The 16,902-nt window shown below is 66.8% G+C and carries 17 protein-coding genes; 4 read left to right on the top strand and 13 right to left on the bottom strand.

Features of this window, described 5'->3' with window-relative positions:
- Positions 1-20 precede the first annotated feature (20 nt).
- On the top strand, positions 21-1,139 hold the full coding sequence (locus ACZ50N_RS22575; RefSeq protein WP_464469962.1) for an XdhC family protein: 1,119 nt from the start codon (positions 21-23) through the stop codon (positions 1,137-1,139).
- Positions 1,140-1,151: 12 nt separating this feature from the next.
- Here ACZ50N_RS22575 and ACZ50N_RS22580 read toward each other — a convergent pair whose 3' ends face one another.
- Entirely contained in the window at positions 1,152-1,982 is an 831-nt protein-coding gene (locus ACZ50N_RS22580) for an SDR family oxidoreductase (RefSeq protein ID WP_464473820.1), read from the bottom strand.
- Between the two features lie 110 nt (positions 1,983-2,092).
- On the opposite strand from ACZ50N_RS22580, the gene ACZ50N_RS22585 reads away from it, so the two are divergent.
- Positions 2,093-2,257, top strand: coding sequence for a hypothetical protein (locus ACZ50N_RS22585; protein ID WP_162938363.1), 165 nt, complete (start codon positions 2,093-2,095; stop codon positions 2,255-2,257).
- A complete protein-coding gene (locus ACZ50N_RS22590; RefSeq protein WP_048423908.1) occupies positions 2,257-3,735 on the top strand; it encodes an alpha,alpha-trehalose-phosphate synthase (UDP-forming) in 1,479 nt (492 codons plus the stop codon). Before ACZ50N_RS22585 ends, ACZ50N_RS22590 begins: the two co-directional genes overlap by 1 nt.
- Here the strand turns inward: ACZ50N_RS22590 and ACZ50N_RS22595 are convergent.
- From ACZ50N_RS22595 to ACZ50N_RS22650, 12 genes are all read right to left on the bottom strand, one after another.
- Complete coding sequence (locus ACZ50N_RS22595; protein ID WP_048423909.1) at positions 3,722-4,216, bottom strand: hypothetical protein; 495 nt, start codon at positions 4,214-4,216, stop codon at positions 3,722-3,724. The genes ACZ50N_RS22590 and ACZ50N_RS22595 overlap by 14 nt on opposite strands.
- Positions 4,216-4,914, bottom strand: a complete 699-nt coding sequence (locus ACZ50N_RS22600) for an Rv1363c family protein (RefSeq protein WP_464469960.1) — start codon at positions 4,912-4,914, stop codon at positions 4,216-4,218. Before ACZ50N_RS22600 ends, ACZ50N_RS22595 begins: the two co-directional genes overlap by 1 nt.
- A 10-nt stretch (positions 4,915-4,924) precedes the next feature.
- Entirely contained in the window at positions 4,925-6,661 is a 1,737-nt protein-coding gene (locus tag ACZ50N_RS22605) for an MCE family protein (RefSeq protein WP_464469959.1), read from the bottom strand.
- Entirely contained in the window at positions 6,662-7,831 is a 1,170-nt protein-coding gene (locus tag ACZ50N_RS22610; RefSeq protein WP_048421782.1) for an MCE family protein, read from the bottom strand. It lies immediately after the preceding gene.
- Positions 7,828-9,216, bottom strand: a complete 1,389-nt coding sequence (locus ACZ50N_RS22615; RefSeq protein ID WP_464469957.1) for an MCE family protein — start codon at positions 9,214-9,216, stop codon at positions 7,828-7,830. The genes ACZ50N_RS22610 and ACZ50N_RS22615 overlap by 4 nt, the downstream gene beginning before the upstream one ends.
- Positions 9,213-10,271 (bottom strand): MCE family protein, encoded by a 1,059-nt coding sequence (locus tag ACZ50N_RS22620; RefSeq protein WP_464469956.1) that lies wholly within the window; start codon positions 10,269-10,271, stop codon positions 9,213-9,215. The genes ACZ50N_RS22615 and ACZ50N_RS22620 overlap by 4 nt, the downstream gene beginning before the upstream one ends.
- Complete coding sequence (locus ACZ50N_RS22625) at positions 10,264-11,274, bottom strand: MCE family protein (RefSeq protein ID WP_048421908.1); 1,011 nt, start codon at positions 11,272-11,274, stop codon at positions 10,264-10,266. The genes ACZ50N_RS22620 and ACZ50N_RS22625 overlap by 8 nt, the downstream gene beginning before the upstream one ends.
- 64 nt (positions 11,275-11,338) lie before the next feature.
- Complete coding sequence (locus tag ACZ50N_RS22630) at positions 11,339-12,541, bottom strand: MCE family protein (protein WP_048421784.1); 1,203 nt, start codon at positions 12,539-12,541, stop codon at positions 11,339-11,341.
- Between the two features lie 12 nt (positions 12,542-12,553).
- Positions 12,554-13,396 carry an MlaE family ABC transporter permease gene (locus ACZ50N_RS22635; protein WP_048421785.1) on the bottom strand — a complete coding sequence of 281 codons (843 nt, stop codon included), beginning with the start codon at positions 13,394-13,396 and terminating at the stop codon, positions 12,554-12,556.
- Positions 13,393-14,157, bottom strand: coding sequence for an MlaE family ABC transporter permease (locus ACZ50N_RS22640; RefSeq protein WP_046365488.1), 765 nt, complete (start codon positions 14,155-14,157; stop codon positions 13,393-13,395). Before ACZ50N_RS22640 ends, ACZ50N_RS22635 begins: the two co-directional genes overlap by 4 nt.
- Positions 14,158-14,418: 261 nt before the next feature.
- Positions 14,419-15,339 (bottom strand): 3-oxoacyl-ACP reductase, encoded by a 921-nt coding sequence (locus ACZ50N_RS22645; protein WP_048421786.1) that lies wholly within the window; start codon positions 15,337-15,339, stop codon positions 14,419-14,421.
- Positions 15,340-15,351: 12 nt separating this feature from the next.
- A complete protein-coding gene (locus ACZ50N_RS22650) occupies positions 15,352-15,543 on the bottom strand; it encodes a ferredoxin (RefSeq protein ID WP_046365490.1) in 192 nt (63 codons plus the stop codon).
- 168 nt (positions 15,544-15,711) lie between these two features.
- On the opposite strand from ACZ50N_RS22650, the gene ACZ50N_RS22655 reads away from it, so the two are divergent.
- Positions 15,712-16,893: an acyl-CoA dehydrogenase family protein gene (locus ACZ50N_RS22655; protein ID WP_464475694.1), complete on the top strand. Its 1,182-nt coding sequence runs from the start codon at positions 15,712-15,714 to the stop codon at positions 16,891-16,893.
- Positions 16,894-16,902: the final 9 nt, after the last annotated feature.

Here is a 16,902-nt window from a genome sequence, read left to right on the forward strand (position 1 = left end):
GACGGGCTTAGACTGCGCACGTGCGCGACGTGCTCGACGAGTTGCTCGCCGTCTGGCGGGCCGGCGGCACAGCAGGGCTGTCGACGGTCGTCCGCACGATGCAATCCGCACCCCGTCCCCCCGGTGCGGCCATGGTGGTCGCCCCGGACGGCTCGGTCGCCGGTTCGGTGTCGGGCGGCTGCGTCGAATCCGCCGTGTACGAGGTGTCGGCTGATGTCGTCGCGAACGGCCGACCCGAGTTGCAGCGCTACGGCGTCAGCGACGACGAGGCGTTCGCAGTCGGGTTGACGTGCGGCGGCACCATCGACATCTTCACCGAACCGGTCTCGCGCCAGACCTTTCCACAGTTGCAGACCGTCGCCGACGACATCGCCGCGCATCGGGCGGTGGCCGTCGCCACGGTCATCGACCACCCCGATCCGACCTGGCAGGGACGACGGATCGTGGTCGGCCCCGACTTCGCACATGGCTCCGTCGGTTCCGGACGCGCCGACAACGCGATCGTCGACGACGCCAGGGGCCTGCTCGCCGCGGGCCGCTCCGGAGTCCTGAGTTACGGACCCGACGGTCAGCGACAGGACGCCGGGATGGACGTCTTCGTCGCCAGTCACGCCCCGCCGCCGCGGATGATCATCGTCGGCGCGATCGACTTCGGCGCCGCGCTCGCCGCCCAGGCAGCTCTGCTCGGCTATCGGGTCACGGTCTGCGATGCCCGTCCTGTATTCGCCACCGCCGCAAGGTTTCCCGCGGCTGACGACGTCGTGGTCGACTGGCCGCACCGCTACCTCGCCGGCGAGGCCGAACGGGGCGCTGTCGACACCCGCACCGCGATCTGCGTGCTCACCCACGATGCCAAGTTCGACGTCCCGGTGTTGGAGGTGGCGTTGCGGCTCCACGTCGGGTACGTGGGCGTGATGGGCTCGCGGCGCACCCACGACGACCGGATGCGCCGGTTGCGTGAGGTCGGACTCACCGACAACGAGTTGCGCCGGTTGTCCAGCCCGATCGGACTCGATCTCGGCGCCCGCACCCCGGAGGAGACCGCGGTGTCGATCGCGGCGGAGATCATCTCGTCGCGGTGGGGCGGCGGTGGCCGGCCGCTGACCGAAACGGATGGCCGCATCCATCACGACACGTAGCGCCGGGGTGGTCTACTCCGAGACGACGCCGCGTAGCCCGTCGGCGCCGAAGACCGGTTCCAGCATCGCCGAGAAGTCCGGTCCGCGGCGCAGCATCATGCCGCCGTCGACGTTGATCAGCTGTCCGGTGATGTAGCTCGAGGCATCACTGAGCAGGAACACCGCGGCATTGGCCACGTCCTCGGCCTCGCCGGGCCGAGGGAGCGGGGTGGCCGCCGCGTAGTCGCCGCTCACCTCCGGTGACATGAAGATCGCCGCCACCAGGTCCGTGCGGATCAGACCCGGTCGGATGCAGTTCACCCGCACCGACGACGGGCCGAGTTCGTCGGCGGCCAGTTGCATCAGGTGGTCAACACCCGCCTTTGACACCCCGTAGGCACCGAACCAGCGGTGGGTGTTGCTCGCCGCGATCGAGGAGATGCCGACGAACGATCCCCCACCGCCGCGCACCATCGCGCGGGCCGAATGCTTGAGGACATAGAAGGTGCCGTTGATGTTGAGGTCGACCAGCCGCCGCCACGCTTCGGAGTCCAGCTGGGTGATCGGGCCGATGGTGTCGCTACCGCCGGCGCAGTGCACCACGCCGTCCAGGCGACCGGTCCACGCTGCGGCTGCGTCGACGGTGCGGGCCACCTCGTCCTCGTCGGTGACGTCGCCGGGCTCGTAGCGGACTGCGCCACCGATCTCTTCAGCGGCGGCTGCCAGTTTGTCCGCATTGCGACCCATCAGCATCGCGTTGCCGCCGGCGGCGACGACGGCCGCCGCCACCCCCTTGCCGATTCCGCTGCCCCCGCCGGTGACCAGCACCGTTCGCCCGGACAACATCGCATCGGAGAGCTGCATCGGCACACCTTCCACGGCAGAAAACGAGAACGTGTTCCAGTTATACGGCACTGAGCGAGGCCGCGAACAGGCTTCGGCTCCCCGCCTGTCCATTGGCTACAGTTGTCCCCATGCCTGCCAAACCTGATCCCGCCGAGATCGGCGACGTCGAGCCCATCGCCGACAGCACCGAGCGCCAGGCGCGACGCGTCGTCGCCGCCTACTCCACCGACCCCGATGAATGCCGGGTCTTCTTGTCGATGCTCGGCATCGGACCGGCAAAGCTCGACGCGTAATGCCCGATCCGAGCGGCCCTGACGTCCGCTCGGGCTCGGCTGCGTCGGCCGACTTCGTCGTCGTCGCCAATCGTCTCCCCATAGACATCGTCCGCCGGCCCGACGGTTCCACGGAGTACAAGCGCAGCCCGGGTGGCTTGGTGACCGCGCTCGAGCCGCTCCTACGCAAGCGCAGCGGCGCCTGGATCGGCTGGCCCGGCGTTCCTGAAGAGGCCGACGACCCGGACAGCTTCGATCAGCCGATCGAGCAGGACGGCATGACGCTGGTGCCGGTCCGACTGTCTGCCGACGACGTCGCCGAGTATTACGAAGGGTTCTCCAACGCGACCCTGTGGCCGCTGTACCACGACGTCATCGTCAAGCCCATCTACCACCGGCAGTGGTGGGACCGCTACGTCGAGGTCAACCGCCGCTTCGCCGAAGCGACGGCCCGCACCGCCGCGGAGGGCGCCACGGTCTGGGTGCAGGACTACCAGCTACAGCTGGTGCCGAAGATGCTGCGCATGCTGCGGCCCGACCTGACCATCGGCTTCTTCCTGCACATCCCGTTCCCGCCGGTCGAGCTGTTCATGCAGATGCCCTGGCGCACCGAGATCGTCGAAGGGCTTCTCGGCGCCGACCTGGTCGGCTTCCATCTCCCGGGCGGCGCCCAGAACTTCCTGATCCTGTCGCGCCGGTTGGTGGGCGCCAACACCTCGCGCGGCAATGTCGGGGTCCGCTCCCGCTTCGGCGAGGTGTTCGTCGGTTTCCGCACCGTCAAGGTCGGCGCGTTCCCGATCTCGATCGACTCCGGCGATCTCGACCAGCAGGCCCGTACCCGCCGAATCCGGCAGCGGGCCAGGGAGATTCGCGCCGAACTCGGCAACCCGCGCAAGGTGTTGCTCGGCGTCGACCGACTGGACTACACCAAGGGCATCGACGTGCGGTTACGGGCGTTCTCCGAACTGCTCGACGAGGGCCGCATCGATCCGACGGACACCGTGCTGGTGCAGCTGGCCACGCCGAGCCGCGAGCGGGTGGAGAGCTACATCGCGATGCGGGAGGACATCGAGCGTCAGGTCGGGCACGTCAACGGCGAGTACGGCGAGGTCGGGCACCCGGTGCTGCACTATCTGCACCGTCCGGTGCCGCGCGAAGACCTGATCGCCTTCTACGTCGCCGCCGACGTCATGCTGGTGACACCGCTGCGCGACGGGATGAATCTGGTCGCCAAGGAGTACGTGGCCTGCCGCAGCGATCTCGGCGGCGCGCTGGTGTTGAGCGAGTTCACGGGCGCCGCAGCCGAATTGCGCCAGGCCTACCTGACCAACCCCCACCATCTCGAAGGCGTCAAGGACGCCATCGAGGCGGCGCTGGCCCAGGCACCGGAGGAGGGCCGGCGCCGGATGCGGGCGCTGCGCCGGCAGGTACTCGCCCACGACGTGGACCGCTGGGCACGGTCCTTCCTCGACGCGCTGGCCGACTCTAGATCGGCGTGATGTAGTTGATCAGCCACTTCCCGTCGATCTTCTGATAATCGACACGCAGGCGACTGCCGTCGTAGATGGGCTGGCGGGACTTGTCGGTCACGGTGCGGTTCATGAAGACCATCACCGACGCCGATGTGCGTTGCGCCTCGAGCACTCCGACGCCCACCACGTTGGCCTGGCTGACCAGCTGCCGATCTCGCGCCTGCGGGATGATGTCCTTGGTGGCGCGGTCCTCGAATTCCCGGCGGTAGCTCGGCGTCAGCAGCGGATAGACCTTGCCCAGGCTGCCCTCGACCGTTTGATAGTCGTAGCCGAAAACCTGTGGAATCTGTTGCTGGGCAAGCGGAGCCAGCTCCTGCCGAGCCGACTCCTCACCCTGGAGCTGCACCCTGTCCCAGTACAGCCAGCCGCCGACCCCGCCGATGGCCACGACGCCGAGGGACAACAGCACACCGATGGTGGCGAGCAGCCGCGCGACCCCTTTCCCCATCAGTTGCCGCCGTCGGGGTACTTGAGGTCATAGCCCGTCATGTGCCCGTTGTCGTCCTCGTGCACGATCACCCGCATGCGGTAGGGCTGTGAGGGTTTGTTGGTGCCGTCCACGTCGGTCACGGTCACCCGGGCCGACACCAGCACCGCGGCGTTGCCACTGATCTGGTCGACCTTCTCCAGGGCGGCACCGTTGATCACGGCCTCGGAACTGGCGTTGGTGTCGCGGAAGATCGCCTTGAGGTTGTCGACGTTGTTGCCCTGGCTGAGCATGTCGCGCAGCGGTCCAGTGGTGCCGTTGACGAAGCGGTTCACACTGTCGTCGATGTTGTCCTGCGTGTAGCTGAACATGTTGACCACCAGCTGCGAGGCGGTGTCGACGAACCGCTGGTCACGGGCGAGCTGCGCCTCCTGGGCGCGCTGCTCGTGCAGCATCCACGCCACCCCACCGCCAAGCGCACCGAGGAGGACCACCAGCGTCAGCAGCGACACCAGCGCGACGAGGCCGCGGTTGGCTCGGCGACGGGGCGGCGGAGCCGCCGACGTCGACACCGGGCGCCGAACCGTGGTGGTGGTGCCGGGGGTGTCGAGAACCACCGCGAGCGGCGTCTCCGGTTCAGCACCGGCGGCCGGCCCTGCGGCGCGGGAGGCGCGACGCCGCGGGGGCCGGCTCGCTTCACGCGGGCTAGCTTCTACCAACTCGTCCTGCCTATAGCTGCTTCGGGGCCAACATCAGGTCGACCCAGTTCTCTGCAGGCGCCAGTTTGTCAGTTCCACCTGCGAACGTGCCAGTTCCGCCGGCGGGGTCGACGAACTTCCCGTTCTGGTCGTAGCTCGCCATGGCGGGTCCTGCCGCCTGTGGCATCGGCGCACCCGGCTGCGGCACCGACTCGGCGGGCAGCAGCGGACCCGACGGAGCGGCGGGCGCCGCGGGCGGCGCTGCCGGTCCGGGCGCGGGCGCGGGAGCGGCCGGTGGAGCCGGTGGTGTCCGGCCGTACGGCGGCACCACCTGGTCCGGGGGCGCGAAGTACGGCCACGGTGGCGGCATTCCCGGCTCGTTCGGCGGCACCGGCAGCGGGAACGGAGCGTGGGGAGCCGGCCCTGGCCCGGGCACCGCGCCCGGGGGCAGCTGGACAACGGGCGGTCCCGGGTCCGGATCCACCTGTGGCGGGATGAACGGGAACTTGTTGGGCGGCAGGATGTTCCGACCGTCCTCGATCGGCGTGCCCAGCGGCACCGGCGGCCCGCGCCACGGATTGGTGCCGATCGGTACGTAGCCCTTGGGGTCGCGGCACAGCTGAATCGTCGGCGCGCGTTTTCCCGGGAACTCCTGGCACGGATAGTTGCGGGCGCCGCGCACCACCGCCGGATCATTCTGCGGGGTCTTGCAGTACAGGTCGGTGGGCAGCTCCCGCAGCGTCGTGTCGGCCGGCGAGCGGATGGTCGTGGGCGGGAGGAAGCCGACCGAACAGCTGGGTGGATCGTTGAGGTGGATCTTGAAGTCCAGCTTGCCGCCCTCGTCGGCGGGCACGCCGCCGGCGACGGTGGTCAGCGCGGAGATCAGGGCCGGGAAGATCACCAGGGCCTGCTCGATGGACTTGTTGTAGATCACGCCGATCCGACCCAGGTTGGCCAGATTCGCTGCCAGCATCGGGAAGTCGGGCCGGATGCCCTCGAAGGTCTCGCTCGCGACGCCGGCGGCGCCCGGTGCCGTCTGCAGCAGCGTGCGCAATTGCGGGTCGGCGCCGGCGACCTCGCCGGTGAACCGGGCCAGCCCGTCGGCCAGCGAGCGGATGTTGTCCCCGCTGGCGATCTGCGAATCCAGGAACGGGCCGGCCTGGTCGATCAGCTGGGTGGTCTGCTCGTAATTGGCGTTCGCCTCGTCGACGAGCAGCCGCGCAGACTGAATCAGCCGGGCGAGTTCGGGCCCGGAACCGTTGAACGCCTTGAACGTTTCCCGGAGCAGATCCTTCATCCGGCTGTTGCCCACGCTGCTGACCAATGCATCCGCCTGCTGCAGCAGCCCGGCGATGTCCTGTCCGATGGCGGTCCGGCTCACCGGTATGTCGGCACCGTTGCGCAGCTCGTCCCCGGCGGGGTCCTCGGGCGGCACCAGGTCGACATACTGCTCGCCGACGGCCGAGACGCTCTTGACCGTCGCGGTCACGTTCGCCGGTACCGGCGTTCCGCTGTCGAGGCGCATGTGCGCGACGACGCCGTTGTCCGACAGACCGACCGATTCCACCTGGCCTACCGTGACACCGCGGTAGGCAACGTTGGCGTTCTGGTACAGGCCTCCGGCCGCGGTGAAGTTGGCGGTCACCTGGTAGGAGTTCAACCCGATCGCCTCGGGCACGCGCAGGTAGAAGATCGAGATCGCGCCGACCGTCAGGACGGTGACGACCGCGAAGATCGACAGTTGGATCTTGGAGAGCCGGTCCAGCATCTACGGTGCCCCCTCGTGCTGGGTCGCCGTGCCCGGCGCGATCTTGAAGGGGTCGGCCGCCTGGCCGGACAGGTTGGCCATCTCACCGGTCAGGAAGTCCGGTGTGTTCACGACCTCGTTGAGCCGCTTCATGTTCGGATCGAGCCCGAGCGACGTGGTGAACACCGTCTCGCCCAGACGACGCAGGGTCAGGTCGAACGTGACGAACACGTTAAGGTAGTCGCCGCGGACCGCCTTGCGCAGGTATTGATAATGGAACGGGAACGTTGGCAGAAACTCCAGGCTCCTGATGAGATCGTCGGCGTTGTCGTTGAGCGCCTTGACCGCCGGGAACAGGTCCTTCAGATCGGCAGCCAGGTCCACCTTCGTCTCGGCGAGGATCTTCGACCCGACGACCGCGAGCCTGCGCAGTGCGGTGAACGTGTCGATGATGCTGGCGCGATTGCGGTCCAGCACGTCCACCGCCGCCGGCAGTGTGTCCAGGGTGCGGCCCAGGCTGTCCTCGCTGCGCGCCAGGATGCCGGCGAAGCGGTCGAGACCCTCAGCGGCGGAGATGATGTCGTCGGTCTGCCGGTCGAGCGACGACGTCAGCTCGGCCAGCCGGGGCATGAGTTCGGTGAACGTACCCTGACGGCCGGCGACGGCGTTGTAGAACTCCTCGGTGATGTCCTGCAGCGCACCGAGATTGCCCTTGTTGACGACGACGCCGAGGGACGACAGTACCTCTTCGGTGGTCGGATACCGGCCGGTGCGGTCCAGCGGGATGTTCGATCCGTCAGCCAGCCGGCCGAGGGGCTCCTCCGGGGGTTCGGCCAGTTCGACGTGCTGCGAGCCGAGTAGCGAAGTCTGCGCAACCTTCGCGGTCGCATTGGCGGGCAGGTTGACGTCCTTGTCGAGGGACAGCTTCACGGCTGCGTAGAACGTCCCGTCGGGACGCTGCACGGCGTCGATGCCGGACACGCTCCCCACGGTCACGTCGTTGACCATCACCGGCGAGTTCTGCGGTAGCGTCGCCACGTCCGGCAGCTCGACGGTGATCGTGTACGCCCCTTCGCCGTGCCCGGCGGTGCCCGGCATGTCCAGCGAGTTCAATCCTCCGAATTCACACCCGGACACCAGGATCGTCAGGGTGCCGAGCGCGAGCGCGGGGCGAATGACCTTGCGGATCATGAGCCTCCACCCGCCGCTGCCGGAGTGGGGCCAGGAGCGGGGCCCGAACCCTGCGCCGGCGCGGGGCCCGGCGCAGGACCCGAACCCTGCGTCGGCGCGGTCGGTGCGAACAGTGCTGCCAGATCCGCTCCGCCTGGGGCAATCTGCGGCGGCGTCGATCCCGGCGCGTTCTGCCACTGCAGGTACGGCACCGGTGTCTGGGCCTTGGCTTCCGTCTCGGGGGTGTCGTAGATGATCTGACCTTTGTAGGCGGTGATGCTGTTGATCGGGTGGAACAGCAGCGGCGGGAAGTTCATCGCGATGCGCTTGAACACGGGGCCCATCCGCTGTCGGCAGATCTCCGCCCGCTTGTAGTTGTCCGGGTTCGCGCCGATGTCGAAGGTGCCACCGCAGATGAACTGCACGGGGTTCGAGAAGTTCGGCAGCGTGAGTAGACCGCCGACGGTGCCCTGCGCAGGGTTGTAGATGTTGTAGAAGTTGGCCAGACCGTTCGGCGTGATGTGCAGGATCTGCTCGATGTCATCGCTGTGTTCGGTGAGCAGGTTGGTGAAGTCCGTCAGCTTGCCCACCTGGTCGATGAGCGCTTTGTTGTTCTCGCCCAGTAGACCTTTGACGTCGGAGAGCGCCTTGTTCAGCGTGCCGAGCGTGTTGTCCAGATCCGCTGAGCTGTCGGCGAGCACCTGCGACACCGAGGCCACATGATCGGTGAACTGCACGATTTGCTGGTTGCTGTTGGAGAGCGCGTTGACGAGCACTTGCAGGTTGCGGACGGTGCCGAACAGGTCGGTCCGCGAGTCCCCGAGCCGCCCCGCGGTCTGGGACAACTCCCGAATCGCCGACCTGAACGAATCCCCGTTGCCGTCGAGAGTGTCGGCAGCCTGATCGACGAACGCCTTGAGTGGGCCCTGGACCGAGTTCTGCTGCGGCCCCAGCTGTGAACTGAGTTGCGTCAGCTGCTCTTTGACCTCGTCCCACTCCACTGGCACGGCGGTGCGATCCAGACCGATCTCTGCCCCGTCGGCCATCACCTGGCCTCCGGTGTAGGCCGGCGCCAGCTGGACGAACCGCGCCGCGACCAGGTTCGGCGAGATGATCAGCGCCTGCGCGTCGGCCGGGATCTTGACGCCGTCGTCGATCGACATCGTGATCTTGACGTCTTTGGCGCGGGGTTCGATCGAGTCGATACGACCCACCGGGACGCCGATGACCCGAACTTCGTCGCCGGAGTAGAGGCCGACCGCCGAGGAGAAGTAGGCGATGACCTTGTTGCCGCTGCGCGACGGCCACACCAGGTACACCGCGGCCACCAGGGCGACGACGAGCACGGCCGCCAGCGCGATGCGCAGCACACGGCCCTTCGAGGAGGACGAATCTGGTTGTGTCATGGCGACTTCGGCCTGATGATGAGCCGCTCGGAGATGAATCCACGCAGGTAGTCGGCAAGGCTGTCGGGCAGTTTGCCCGGCTGGAAGTAGGTGTCGAGCAGGACTTCGGACAGCGTGGCCGGCGGCAGACCGTAGAGGTTGATCTGGAACCCGGGTCCCGAGCCGACCACCTCACCGAGGGTCGTTGCGTACGGCGGCAGACGCTTGAGCGCCTCACCGATGTGTTCCCGCCGTTGCAGCAAGTTGTCCATCACCAGGTTCAGTTTCTCAAGGACCGGTCCGAACTCACGCTTGTTGTCCGCGACGAACCCCGAAAGCTGCTGTGAGACATCGTCGATCCCGCCGATGAGATTGCTCAGCGCCTGACGGCGCTCGTCCAGTGCGGCGAACAACATGTTGCCGTCGATGATCAGCTGATTGACCTGGCCGGACCGCTGAGCCAACGTATCGGTGACGCTCTTGGCGTGGGTCAAGAGCTGCTCGAGCGCCTCATCGCGCTTGTTGAGGCTGCGAGACAGGTTCGTGACACCGTCGAGCGCACCGCGCAGCTGCGGTTTGGCGTCACGCAGTGAGTCGGTCAGCGTCTGCAGCGCCTGCTCGAACCGTGGCTTGTCCAGCTCGCTGGCGTTCTGCCCCAGATCCTGCAGGGCCGTGTTGAGCGTGTACGGGGTCGTGGTGCGGCCGACCGGGATCGACGTCACCGACCCCGCACCCTTAGGTGTCACGGCCAACGACTTCTCTCCCAGCACCGTGTCGGTCTTGATCGCGACCAGCGACTGGTCGCCGACGCGGATCTTGCGGTCGACGGTGAACGTCACCTTCGCGGTGTCGCCCGCCAGCGCCACGCTTTTGACCTTGCCGACGTTGATTCCCGAGACGTTGACGTCGTTACCCGGCGAGATGCCACCGGCGTCGGTGAAGAACGCTTCATACGGCTTGCCCTGCGGCATGAACGGCAGGTAACTGTAGCCGAATGACACCAGGACCAGGCAGGTCACCAGGACGATGCCGAAGATGCCGGTGCGCAACGGGTTTCCGCTGTCAGGTCTAGCCATTCTCAGAGCACCTCCCCTTCGACGGATCCGGCGGGCCGCCGAACGGGATCAGGATGTCGCTACCGGCGGGCCCGTTGATCTTCATGCGGATCGAGCAGTAGTAGATGTTGAAGAACGACCCGTACGCGCCGAGGGCGTTGAGCCGCAGATAGTTTTCCGCGAGCGGCTCGATGACCTTGTTGACGTCTGCCTTGCGCTCGTCGAGCCGCTGAGCCAGCGGCCGCACGTTTTCGAGCACTCCCTGCAGTGGCCGGCGGCTCTTCTCCAGGGTCTCCGTCAGATCGTTGGTGGCCGAGGCGAGCGGACCGATCGCCCCGGCGATCGGGTCGCGCCCCTGCGCCAGCCCGGTGATCACCTTCTGCAGCTTGTCCACCGTCGCGTCGAACTCGGCGCCCTTCTCGTCGACCGTGCCGAGCACGGTGTTCAGATGGGTGATCAGGTCCCCGATCAGCTGATCCCGCGCGGCCAAGTCCTGGGTGAACGCGCTGGTGGAAGACAACATCTGCGACAGCGCGCCGCCTTGGCCCTGCAGCAGTTCGATGATGGCGTTGCTGACCTCGTTGATCTTCTGCCCGTCCAGGCCCTTGAAGACGGGCTTCAGGCCGCCGAGCAAGGCGTCCAGGTCGAGCGCCGGTGCGGTGTTGGTGATGGTGCCGCCGGGCGGCAGCTTGACCAGATCTCCTGGGCCGGAGGCGATTTCGAGGTACCGGTCGCCCACCAGGTTCTCGTAGCGGACCAGGGCTTTGCTGGAGGTGTAGAGCTGGTAGCGCTCGTTGAGCGTGAACGCGACGTCGACGGTGTTGTTGTCGTTGAGCGTGACGTCTTTGACCGCACCGACGGGAACACCGGCGATGCGCACGTCCTGACCGGCCTTGAGCCGGGAGGCGTCGGTGAAGGTGGCGTGGAAGTCCTTGTCGGAACCGAACCGGAACTCGCCGAACACCACGACCAGCATGCCGGCGACGAGCAGCATCACGACGGTGAAGACTCCGACGTTGATCATGGTGCGGCCCTGCGCACCGAGTCTGCGCGCCACTAGAGCCGTCGCTTCTTCGCGCAAGCGCTCATCAGAAATCATCCCGTTCGGCGAAGGCACCGTTGAACAGGAACTGCAGCGTCGAGGGTGCGTCGAACTGCAACTCGGTGTTCGGCTGGAAGGGCACGTAGGCGTTGTCAGTCACCAGGAATGGGCTGTGCCACCACGATCCGCCGTACTGCTTGCTCGGAGCATCCGGCAAGCCGCGGCAGTTCGGTCCACCGGAGGCGTTGACGATCGGCAGGCTCTCCGGATAGGTGTACGCCGGCGAGCCGGGGATGAAGCTCGACGACACGAACAAGCCGGGCCGGATGCCACCGATGATCGGCGCGAACCGGTTGATCGCGACCGTTATGCCCTTGAGCACGCAGCCGAACTCCGGCGAGTAATCGCCAACCACCTTCAGCGGCGCCCGCAACCGCTGGACAGCGGCGATGAAGTCGTCAGCCCCCGGTTCGAGTGTGTCGGCGGCGTTGTTGCCCAGACCGGTGGCGGCCAGCAGCGTCGCGTTCAGATTGTCCTGCTCGTCGACCACCGTCTTGCTGACCGTTGGCGCGTAGTCGAAGACCTTCGCCAGATCGCGCGCCGCGTCACCGTAGATGCTGGTGACGATTCCCGCCTTACGGAAGTCGTCCTGAAGGGTCGGCAACTTCGGATTGAGCTGCTGCAGATAGTAATTGAGGCCCGAGAGGCCGGCACCGAGATCGTCGCCGTGCCCACGTAGCCCCTCGGCGAGCGCCGAGAGCGTCGCGTTCAGGTTGACCGGGTCGATCTTGCCCAGCACATCGGTCAGCGTCTGGAACAGCGTGTTGACCTCGAGCTGCACATCTTTGGTCTGCACCTGGGTGCCCGGCCGCAGCGACGTCGTATCCGGATCCTGCGGGGTCAGGAACTCCACCGACTTGGCGCCGAAGATCGTGTTTCCGGCGATACGGACCTGCGCATTGCTCGGGATGTAGCGCATGTCGTCGCTGCGGATCGCCAACGTCAACTTGGCGTCTTGCCCGGCGTAGTCGATCGATTCGACCTCGCCGACCTGGATACCGCGGTACTTCACCTTCGCCTTGGTCTCCATCACCAGACCGGCGCGGGGCGAGAGCACCGTCACCTTGTCGGTGGAGGTGAAGGCCGCCGTGTAGGACAGGTACGTGAAGACCACGGCGGCGAGCACCACCACAGCGAGAATCGCCGCAGCGATTCTCACGTGGCTGCGCTTGGCGTCACCGTTGGCCATGGCTGGTCTGTCCTATCCGGAGAGGTTGAAGTTGCCCGAGGCGCCGTAGACCGCCAGGGAGATGAACAGCACGATCGTCACGACGACGATCAGCGAGGTACGCACGGCCTGACCCACCGCGATGCCCACACCGACCGGGCCGCCGGAGGCGTTGAAGCCGTAGTAGGTGTGCACCAGCATCACGGCCACCGACATCACGATGGCCTGCAGAAAGGACCACAAAAGATCGCTGGGCACCAGGAACGTGTTGAAGTAATGGTCGTACAGACCGGCTGACTGGCCGTTGATGTAGACGGTGGTGAAGCGGGCGGCGAAGAACGCCGCGAGCACCGACAGCGCGTAGAGCGGGACGATGGCGATCAGCCCGGCGATCAACCGCGTCGACACCAGATACGACACCGCGTGCACGGCCATCGACTCCACGGCATCGATCTCCTCGGCGACGCGCATCGCGCCGAGCTGGGCCGTGGCGCCCGCGCCGATGGTCGCGGCGAGCGCGATCCCCGCGATCACCGGGGCGACGATGCGCACGTTCAGGAACGCCGACAGGAACCCGGTGAGCGCCTCGATACCGATGTTGCCCAGCGACGAGTAACCCTGCACGGCGATCACGCCGCCGGAGGCCAGCGTCATGAACGCCGCCACGCCGACGGTGCCGCCGATCATCACGAGCGCGCCTGTGCCCATGGTCATCTCGGCGATGAGCCGAATGGTCTCCTTGCGATACCGCGTGATCGCGTTCGGGATGTACTTGACCGATTCGCCGTAGAACAGCGCCTGCTCGCCCACGGTGTCCACCGCGCGCGGCACTCCGCTGAACGCGCGCCGGAAACGAAGGGTGAGGTCATAACTCATCGGGCAAGAACCCTGACCCCGACGGCCGTCATGATCACGTTGATCACGAACAGGCAGATGAACGCATAGACCACGGTCTCGTTGACCGCATTGCCGACGCCCTTGGGGCCACCCTTGACGGTGAGGCCGCGGTAGCAGCCCACCAGGCCGGCGACCACGCCGAACAACAGCGCCTTGATCTCAGCGAGCACCAGTTCCCCGAGACCGGTCAACACCGTCAACCCGTTGATGAACGCACCCGGGTTGACGCCCTGCAGGAACACAGAGAACACGTAGCCACCGGCGAGGCCGATCAGGCAGACCAGACCGTTGAGCAGCAGCGCCACGAATGTCGACGCGAGTACGCGGGGCACGACCAGCCGCTGGATGGGGTCGATGCCCAACACCCGCATGGCGTCGATCTCCTCGCGGATGGTGCGGGCCCCCAGGTCGGCACAGATGGCCGTCGCCCCGGCCCCGGCGACCACCAGCACCGTCACGACCGGCCCCAACTGGGTGATCGTGCCGAACGCCGTACCGGCACCGGACAGATCCGCCGCGCCGATCTCGCGCAGCAGGATGTTCAGCGTGAACGCCACCAGGACGGTGAACGGGATCGCCACCAGCAGAGTGGGGACCAGGGAGACGCGCGCGATCATCCACGTCTGATCCAGGAATTCGCGGAACTGGAACGGGCGACGGAACGACTTGGCGAACGTGTCCAAGGACATCTCGACGAACCCGCCCACGGCCCGCGCGGGCGCCGCAAGCTGTTCGATCAAACCTGTGCTCCGATCTCGGTCCGAAGGTGTCGACTACGTACGCCTGGCGAACTCTTACTGAGAAGCTGCCTGCGTCGGGTTCCTACCCCCGCGCCCAGCGCTAGCTCCCGTGAGCGGGATCATACTAACTAGAACACGTTCGCAGTGTCAAAGACCGCTAATCCGCGCCGTATTCTTATGTTCGCGCTGTTCAGGACCAGTGTGACCTAGGTCATTCTAGAACACGTTCTACCTGGGGAGTGCCTGTGACAACAGAGACTGTCAGTCTCGGTCGCCGAGCCCCATCGCCGCCGAGAAGCTCTTCTCCGGGTCGCGATCAGCAAAGTAATCCTGCAAGGTCGTCGACAACGCGGACGCGTCCCACTCGTCACCGTCGGCACTGAACTGCTTCTCAGCCGTCGGCGCCGCCAGGAGCGTCACCGTCGGACCATAGACGATGAACAGCTGTCCGTTGACCGCTTCGGCGGCCGGAGATGCCAGGAACCGCACGAGGTTGACCACGTGCTCGGGCGACAGTGGATCCACCGCACCCTCCGGCAACTCGGGCGCGTCACCGAAAACCCCGGCCGTCATGGCCGTCCTGGCCCGCGGGGCGATCGCATTCGCCCGGACGCCGAAGCGTCCCAGTGCGCGCGCCGCCGACAGCGTCAGCGCGGTGATGCCGGCCTTCGCCGCGCCGTAATTGGGCTGCCCGACGGGGCCCGAGAGTCCCGCCTCCGACGACGTGTTGATGATCCGGCCGTAGATCTGACCGTCACCGGCCTTGGCCTTCGACCGCCAATAGGTGGCGGCGTTGCGCGTCAGCAGGAAGTGCCCCCGCAGATGCACGTTGATGACCGCATCCCACTCGTCGTCGGTCATGTTGAACAGGATGCGGTCGCGGGTGATGCCGGCGTTGTTGACGACGATGCCCAGACCCCCGAGACCGTCGGCGGTCTCGACGAGTTCGTCAGCGGTCGAGCGTTCACTGATGTCGCCGGCAACGGCGACTCCCTTGGCGCCCACCTGTGCGATCTCGTCGAGAACGTCGGAACGGTCCAACGCGGGAGCGATGTCATTGACCACCACGGTGGCCCCGGCGCGCGCGAGCCCGACGGCCTCGGCCCGGCCCAGTCCGGCGGCGGCGCCGGTGACGACCGCGACGCGTCCGGACAGGTCGATGTCAGCTGCAGAAGTTGTCACTTACGAATACCTCTAGTCGTGCCGGATCAGGGCGGCGCGGGGGCACTCGATGATGGCCTGCTCGGCCACCGCCTCCTCCCCTTCGGGGACGGGGTCGGCTTTGACCACCGCGTAGTCCTCGTCATCGAGGTCGAACAGGTCGGGCGCTATTCCGACGCACACGGCATTGCCCTCGCAACGGTCACGATCCACTTCAACTCGCATGACTTCCTCCTGACGGTCTAGGGCTGTAGGCCGATTCGCAGAGCACCCAGTGTGACACCAGCCTGGACCCCAAGACTAGAACGTGTTACAACCGGGGAAGACCTGAGGTATCCACGCGGGCGTCCGGGATGGCACCGGGTACAGGCTCGCAGACTAGTGAGGATCACGATGCGGATCGGCTACACCCCCGAGCAAGAGGAGCTGCGCCGCGAGCTGCGCGCCTACTTCTCGAAGCTGATGACCCCCGAACGTGCCGAGGCGCTGGCGAGCAACGACGGCGAGATGGGACGCGGGAACGTCTACCGCGAAACCGTTGCCCAGATGGGCAAGGACGGCTGGCTGACGCTGTCCTGGCCGAAAGAGTACGGCGGTCAGGCGCGGCCCCCGATGGACGGCCTGATCTTCAATGACGAAGCCGCCATCGCCAACGTGCCGGTGCCGTTCTTGACCATCAACAGCGTCGCGCCGACCATCATGCATTTCGGCAGCGACGAGCAGAAGAACTTCTTCCTGCCCAAGATCGCCGCGGGGGAACTGCACTTCTCGATCGGCTACTCCGAGCCCGGCGCCGGCACCGACCTGGCGTCCCTTCGCACCACCGCGGTGCGTGACGGCGACGAATACGTGATCAACGGCCAGAAGATGTGGACCTCGTTGATCGCCTACGCCGACTACGTGTGGCTGGCCGCACGCACCAACCCGGAAGCCAAGAAGCACCGCGGCATCTCGATGCTGATCGTGCCGACCACGGCGGAGGGTTTCTCGTGGACCCCGGTGCACACCGTCGCCGGCGTGGACACCAGCGCGACCTACTACCAGGATGTGCGCGTTCCCGTCAGCAGCCTCGTCGGCGAGGAGAACGCCGGCTGGAAGCTGGTGACCAACCAGCTGAATCACGAGCGTGTCGCGCTGGTCTCGGCGCAGCCGATCTTCGTCGCGCTGGGCGCGGTGCGCGAATGGGCGCAGAACACCAAGGACGTACACGGCAGCCGGCTCATCGACACGCAGTGGGTGCAGCTCAACCTCGCTCGGGTGCACGCCAAGGCCGAAGTGCTCAAGCTGATCAACTGGGAGCTGGCGTCCACAGAGGACGCCGCCCCCTCCCCAGCGGACGCGTCGGCGGCCAAGGTGTACGGCACCGAGTTGGCGACCGAGGCGTACCGGTTGTTGATGGAGGTCATGGGCACCGCGGCCACCCTGCGCGCGGATTCCCCGGGCGCTCTGCTGCGCGGGCGGATCGAGCGGATGCACCGGTCCTGCCTGATCCTCACCTTCGGCGGCGGCACCAACGAGATCCAGCGAGACATCATCGGCATGGTGGCCCTGGGGCTGCCCCGAGTGAACCGGTAAAGGGGACCT

Source organism: Mycolicibacterium obuense (assembly GCF_055397605.1).

Coding starts and splice junctions, on each gene's coding strand:
- ACZ50N_RS22595 (WP_048423909.1), bottom strand. CDS start 4,216: ATGGGGAAAGGGGTCGCGCGGCTGCTCGCCACCATCGGTGTGCTGTTG.
- ACZ50N_RS22580 (WP_464473820.1), bottom strand. CDS start 1,982: ATGCAGCTCTCCGATGCGATGTTGTCCGGGCGAACGGTGCTGGTCACC.
- ACZ50N_RS22635 (WP_048421785.1), bottom strand. CDS start 13,396: ATGAGTTATGACCTCACCCTTCGTTTCCGGCGCGCGTTCAGCGGAGTG.
- ACZ50N_RS22655 (WP_464475694.1), top strand. CDS start 15,712: ATGCGGATCGGCTACACCCCCGAGCAAGAGGAGCTGCGCCGCGAGCTG.
- ACZ50N_RS22605 (WP_464469959.1), bottom strand. CDS start 6,661: ATGCTGGACCGGCTCTCCAAGATCCAACTGTCGATCTTCGCGGTCGTC.
- ACZ50N_RS22585 (WP_162938363.1), top strand. CDS start 2,093: ATGCCTGCCAAACCTGATCCCGCCGAGATCGGCGACGTCGAGCCCATC.
- ACZ50N_RS22650 (WP_046365490.1), bottom strand. CDS start 15,543: ATGCGAGTTGAAGTGGATCGTGACCGTTGCGAGGGCAATGCCGTGTGC.
- ACZ50N_RS22625 (WP_048421908.1), bottom strand. CDS start 11,274: ATGATCAACGTCGGAGTCTTCACCGTCGTGATGCTGCTCGTCGCCGGC.
- ACZ50N_RS22590 (WP_048423908.1), top strand. CDS start 2,257: ATGCCCGATCCGAGCGGCCCTGACGTCCGCTCGGGCTCGGCTGCGTCG.
- ACZ50N_RS22615 (WP_464469957.1), bottom strand. CDS start 9,216: ATGACACAACCAGATTCGTCCTCCTCGAAGGGCCGTGTGCTGCGCATC.
- ACZ50N_RS22630 (WP_048421784.1), bottom strand. CDS start 12,541: ATGGCCAACGGTGACGCCAAGCGCAGCCACGTGAGAATCGCTGCGGCG.
- ACZ50N_RS22620 (WP_464469956.1), bottom strand. CDS start 10,271: ATGGCTAGACCTGACAGCGGAAACCCGTTGCGCACCGGCATCTTCGGC.
- ACZ50N_RS22610 (WP_048421782.1), bottom strand. CDS start 7,831: ATGATCCGCAAGGTCATTCGCCCCGCGCTCGCGCTCGGCACCCTGACG.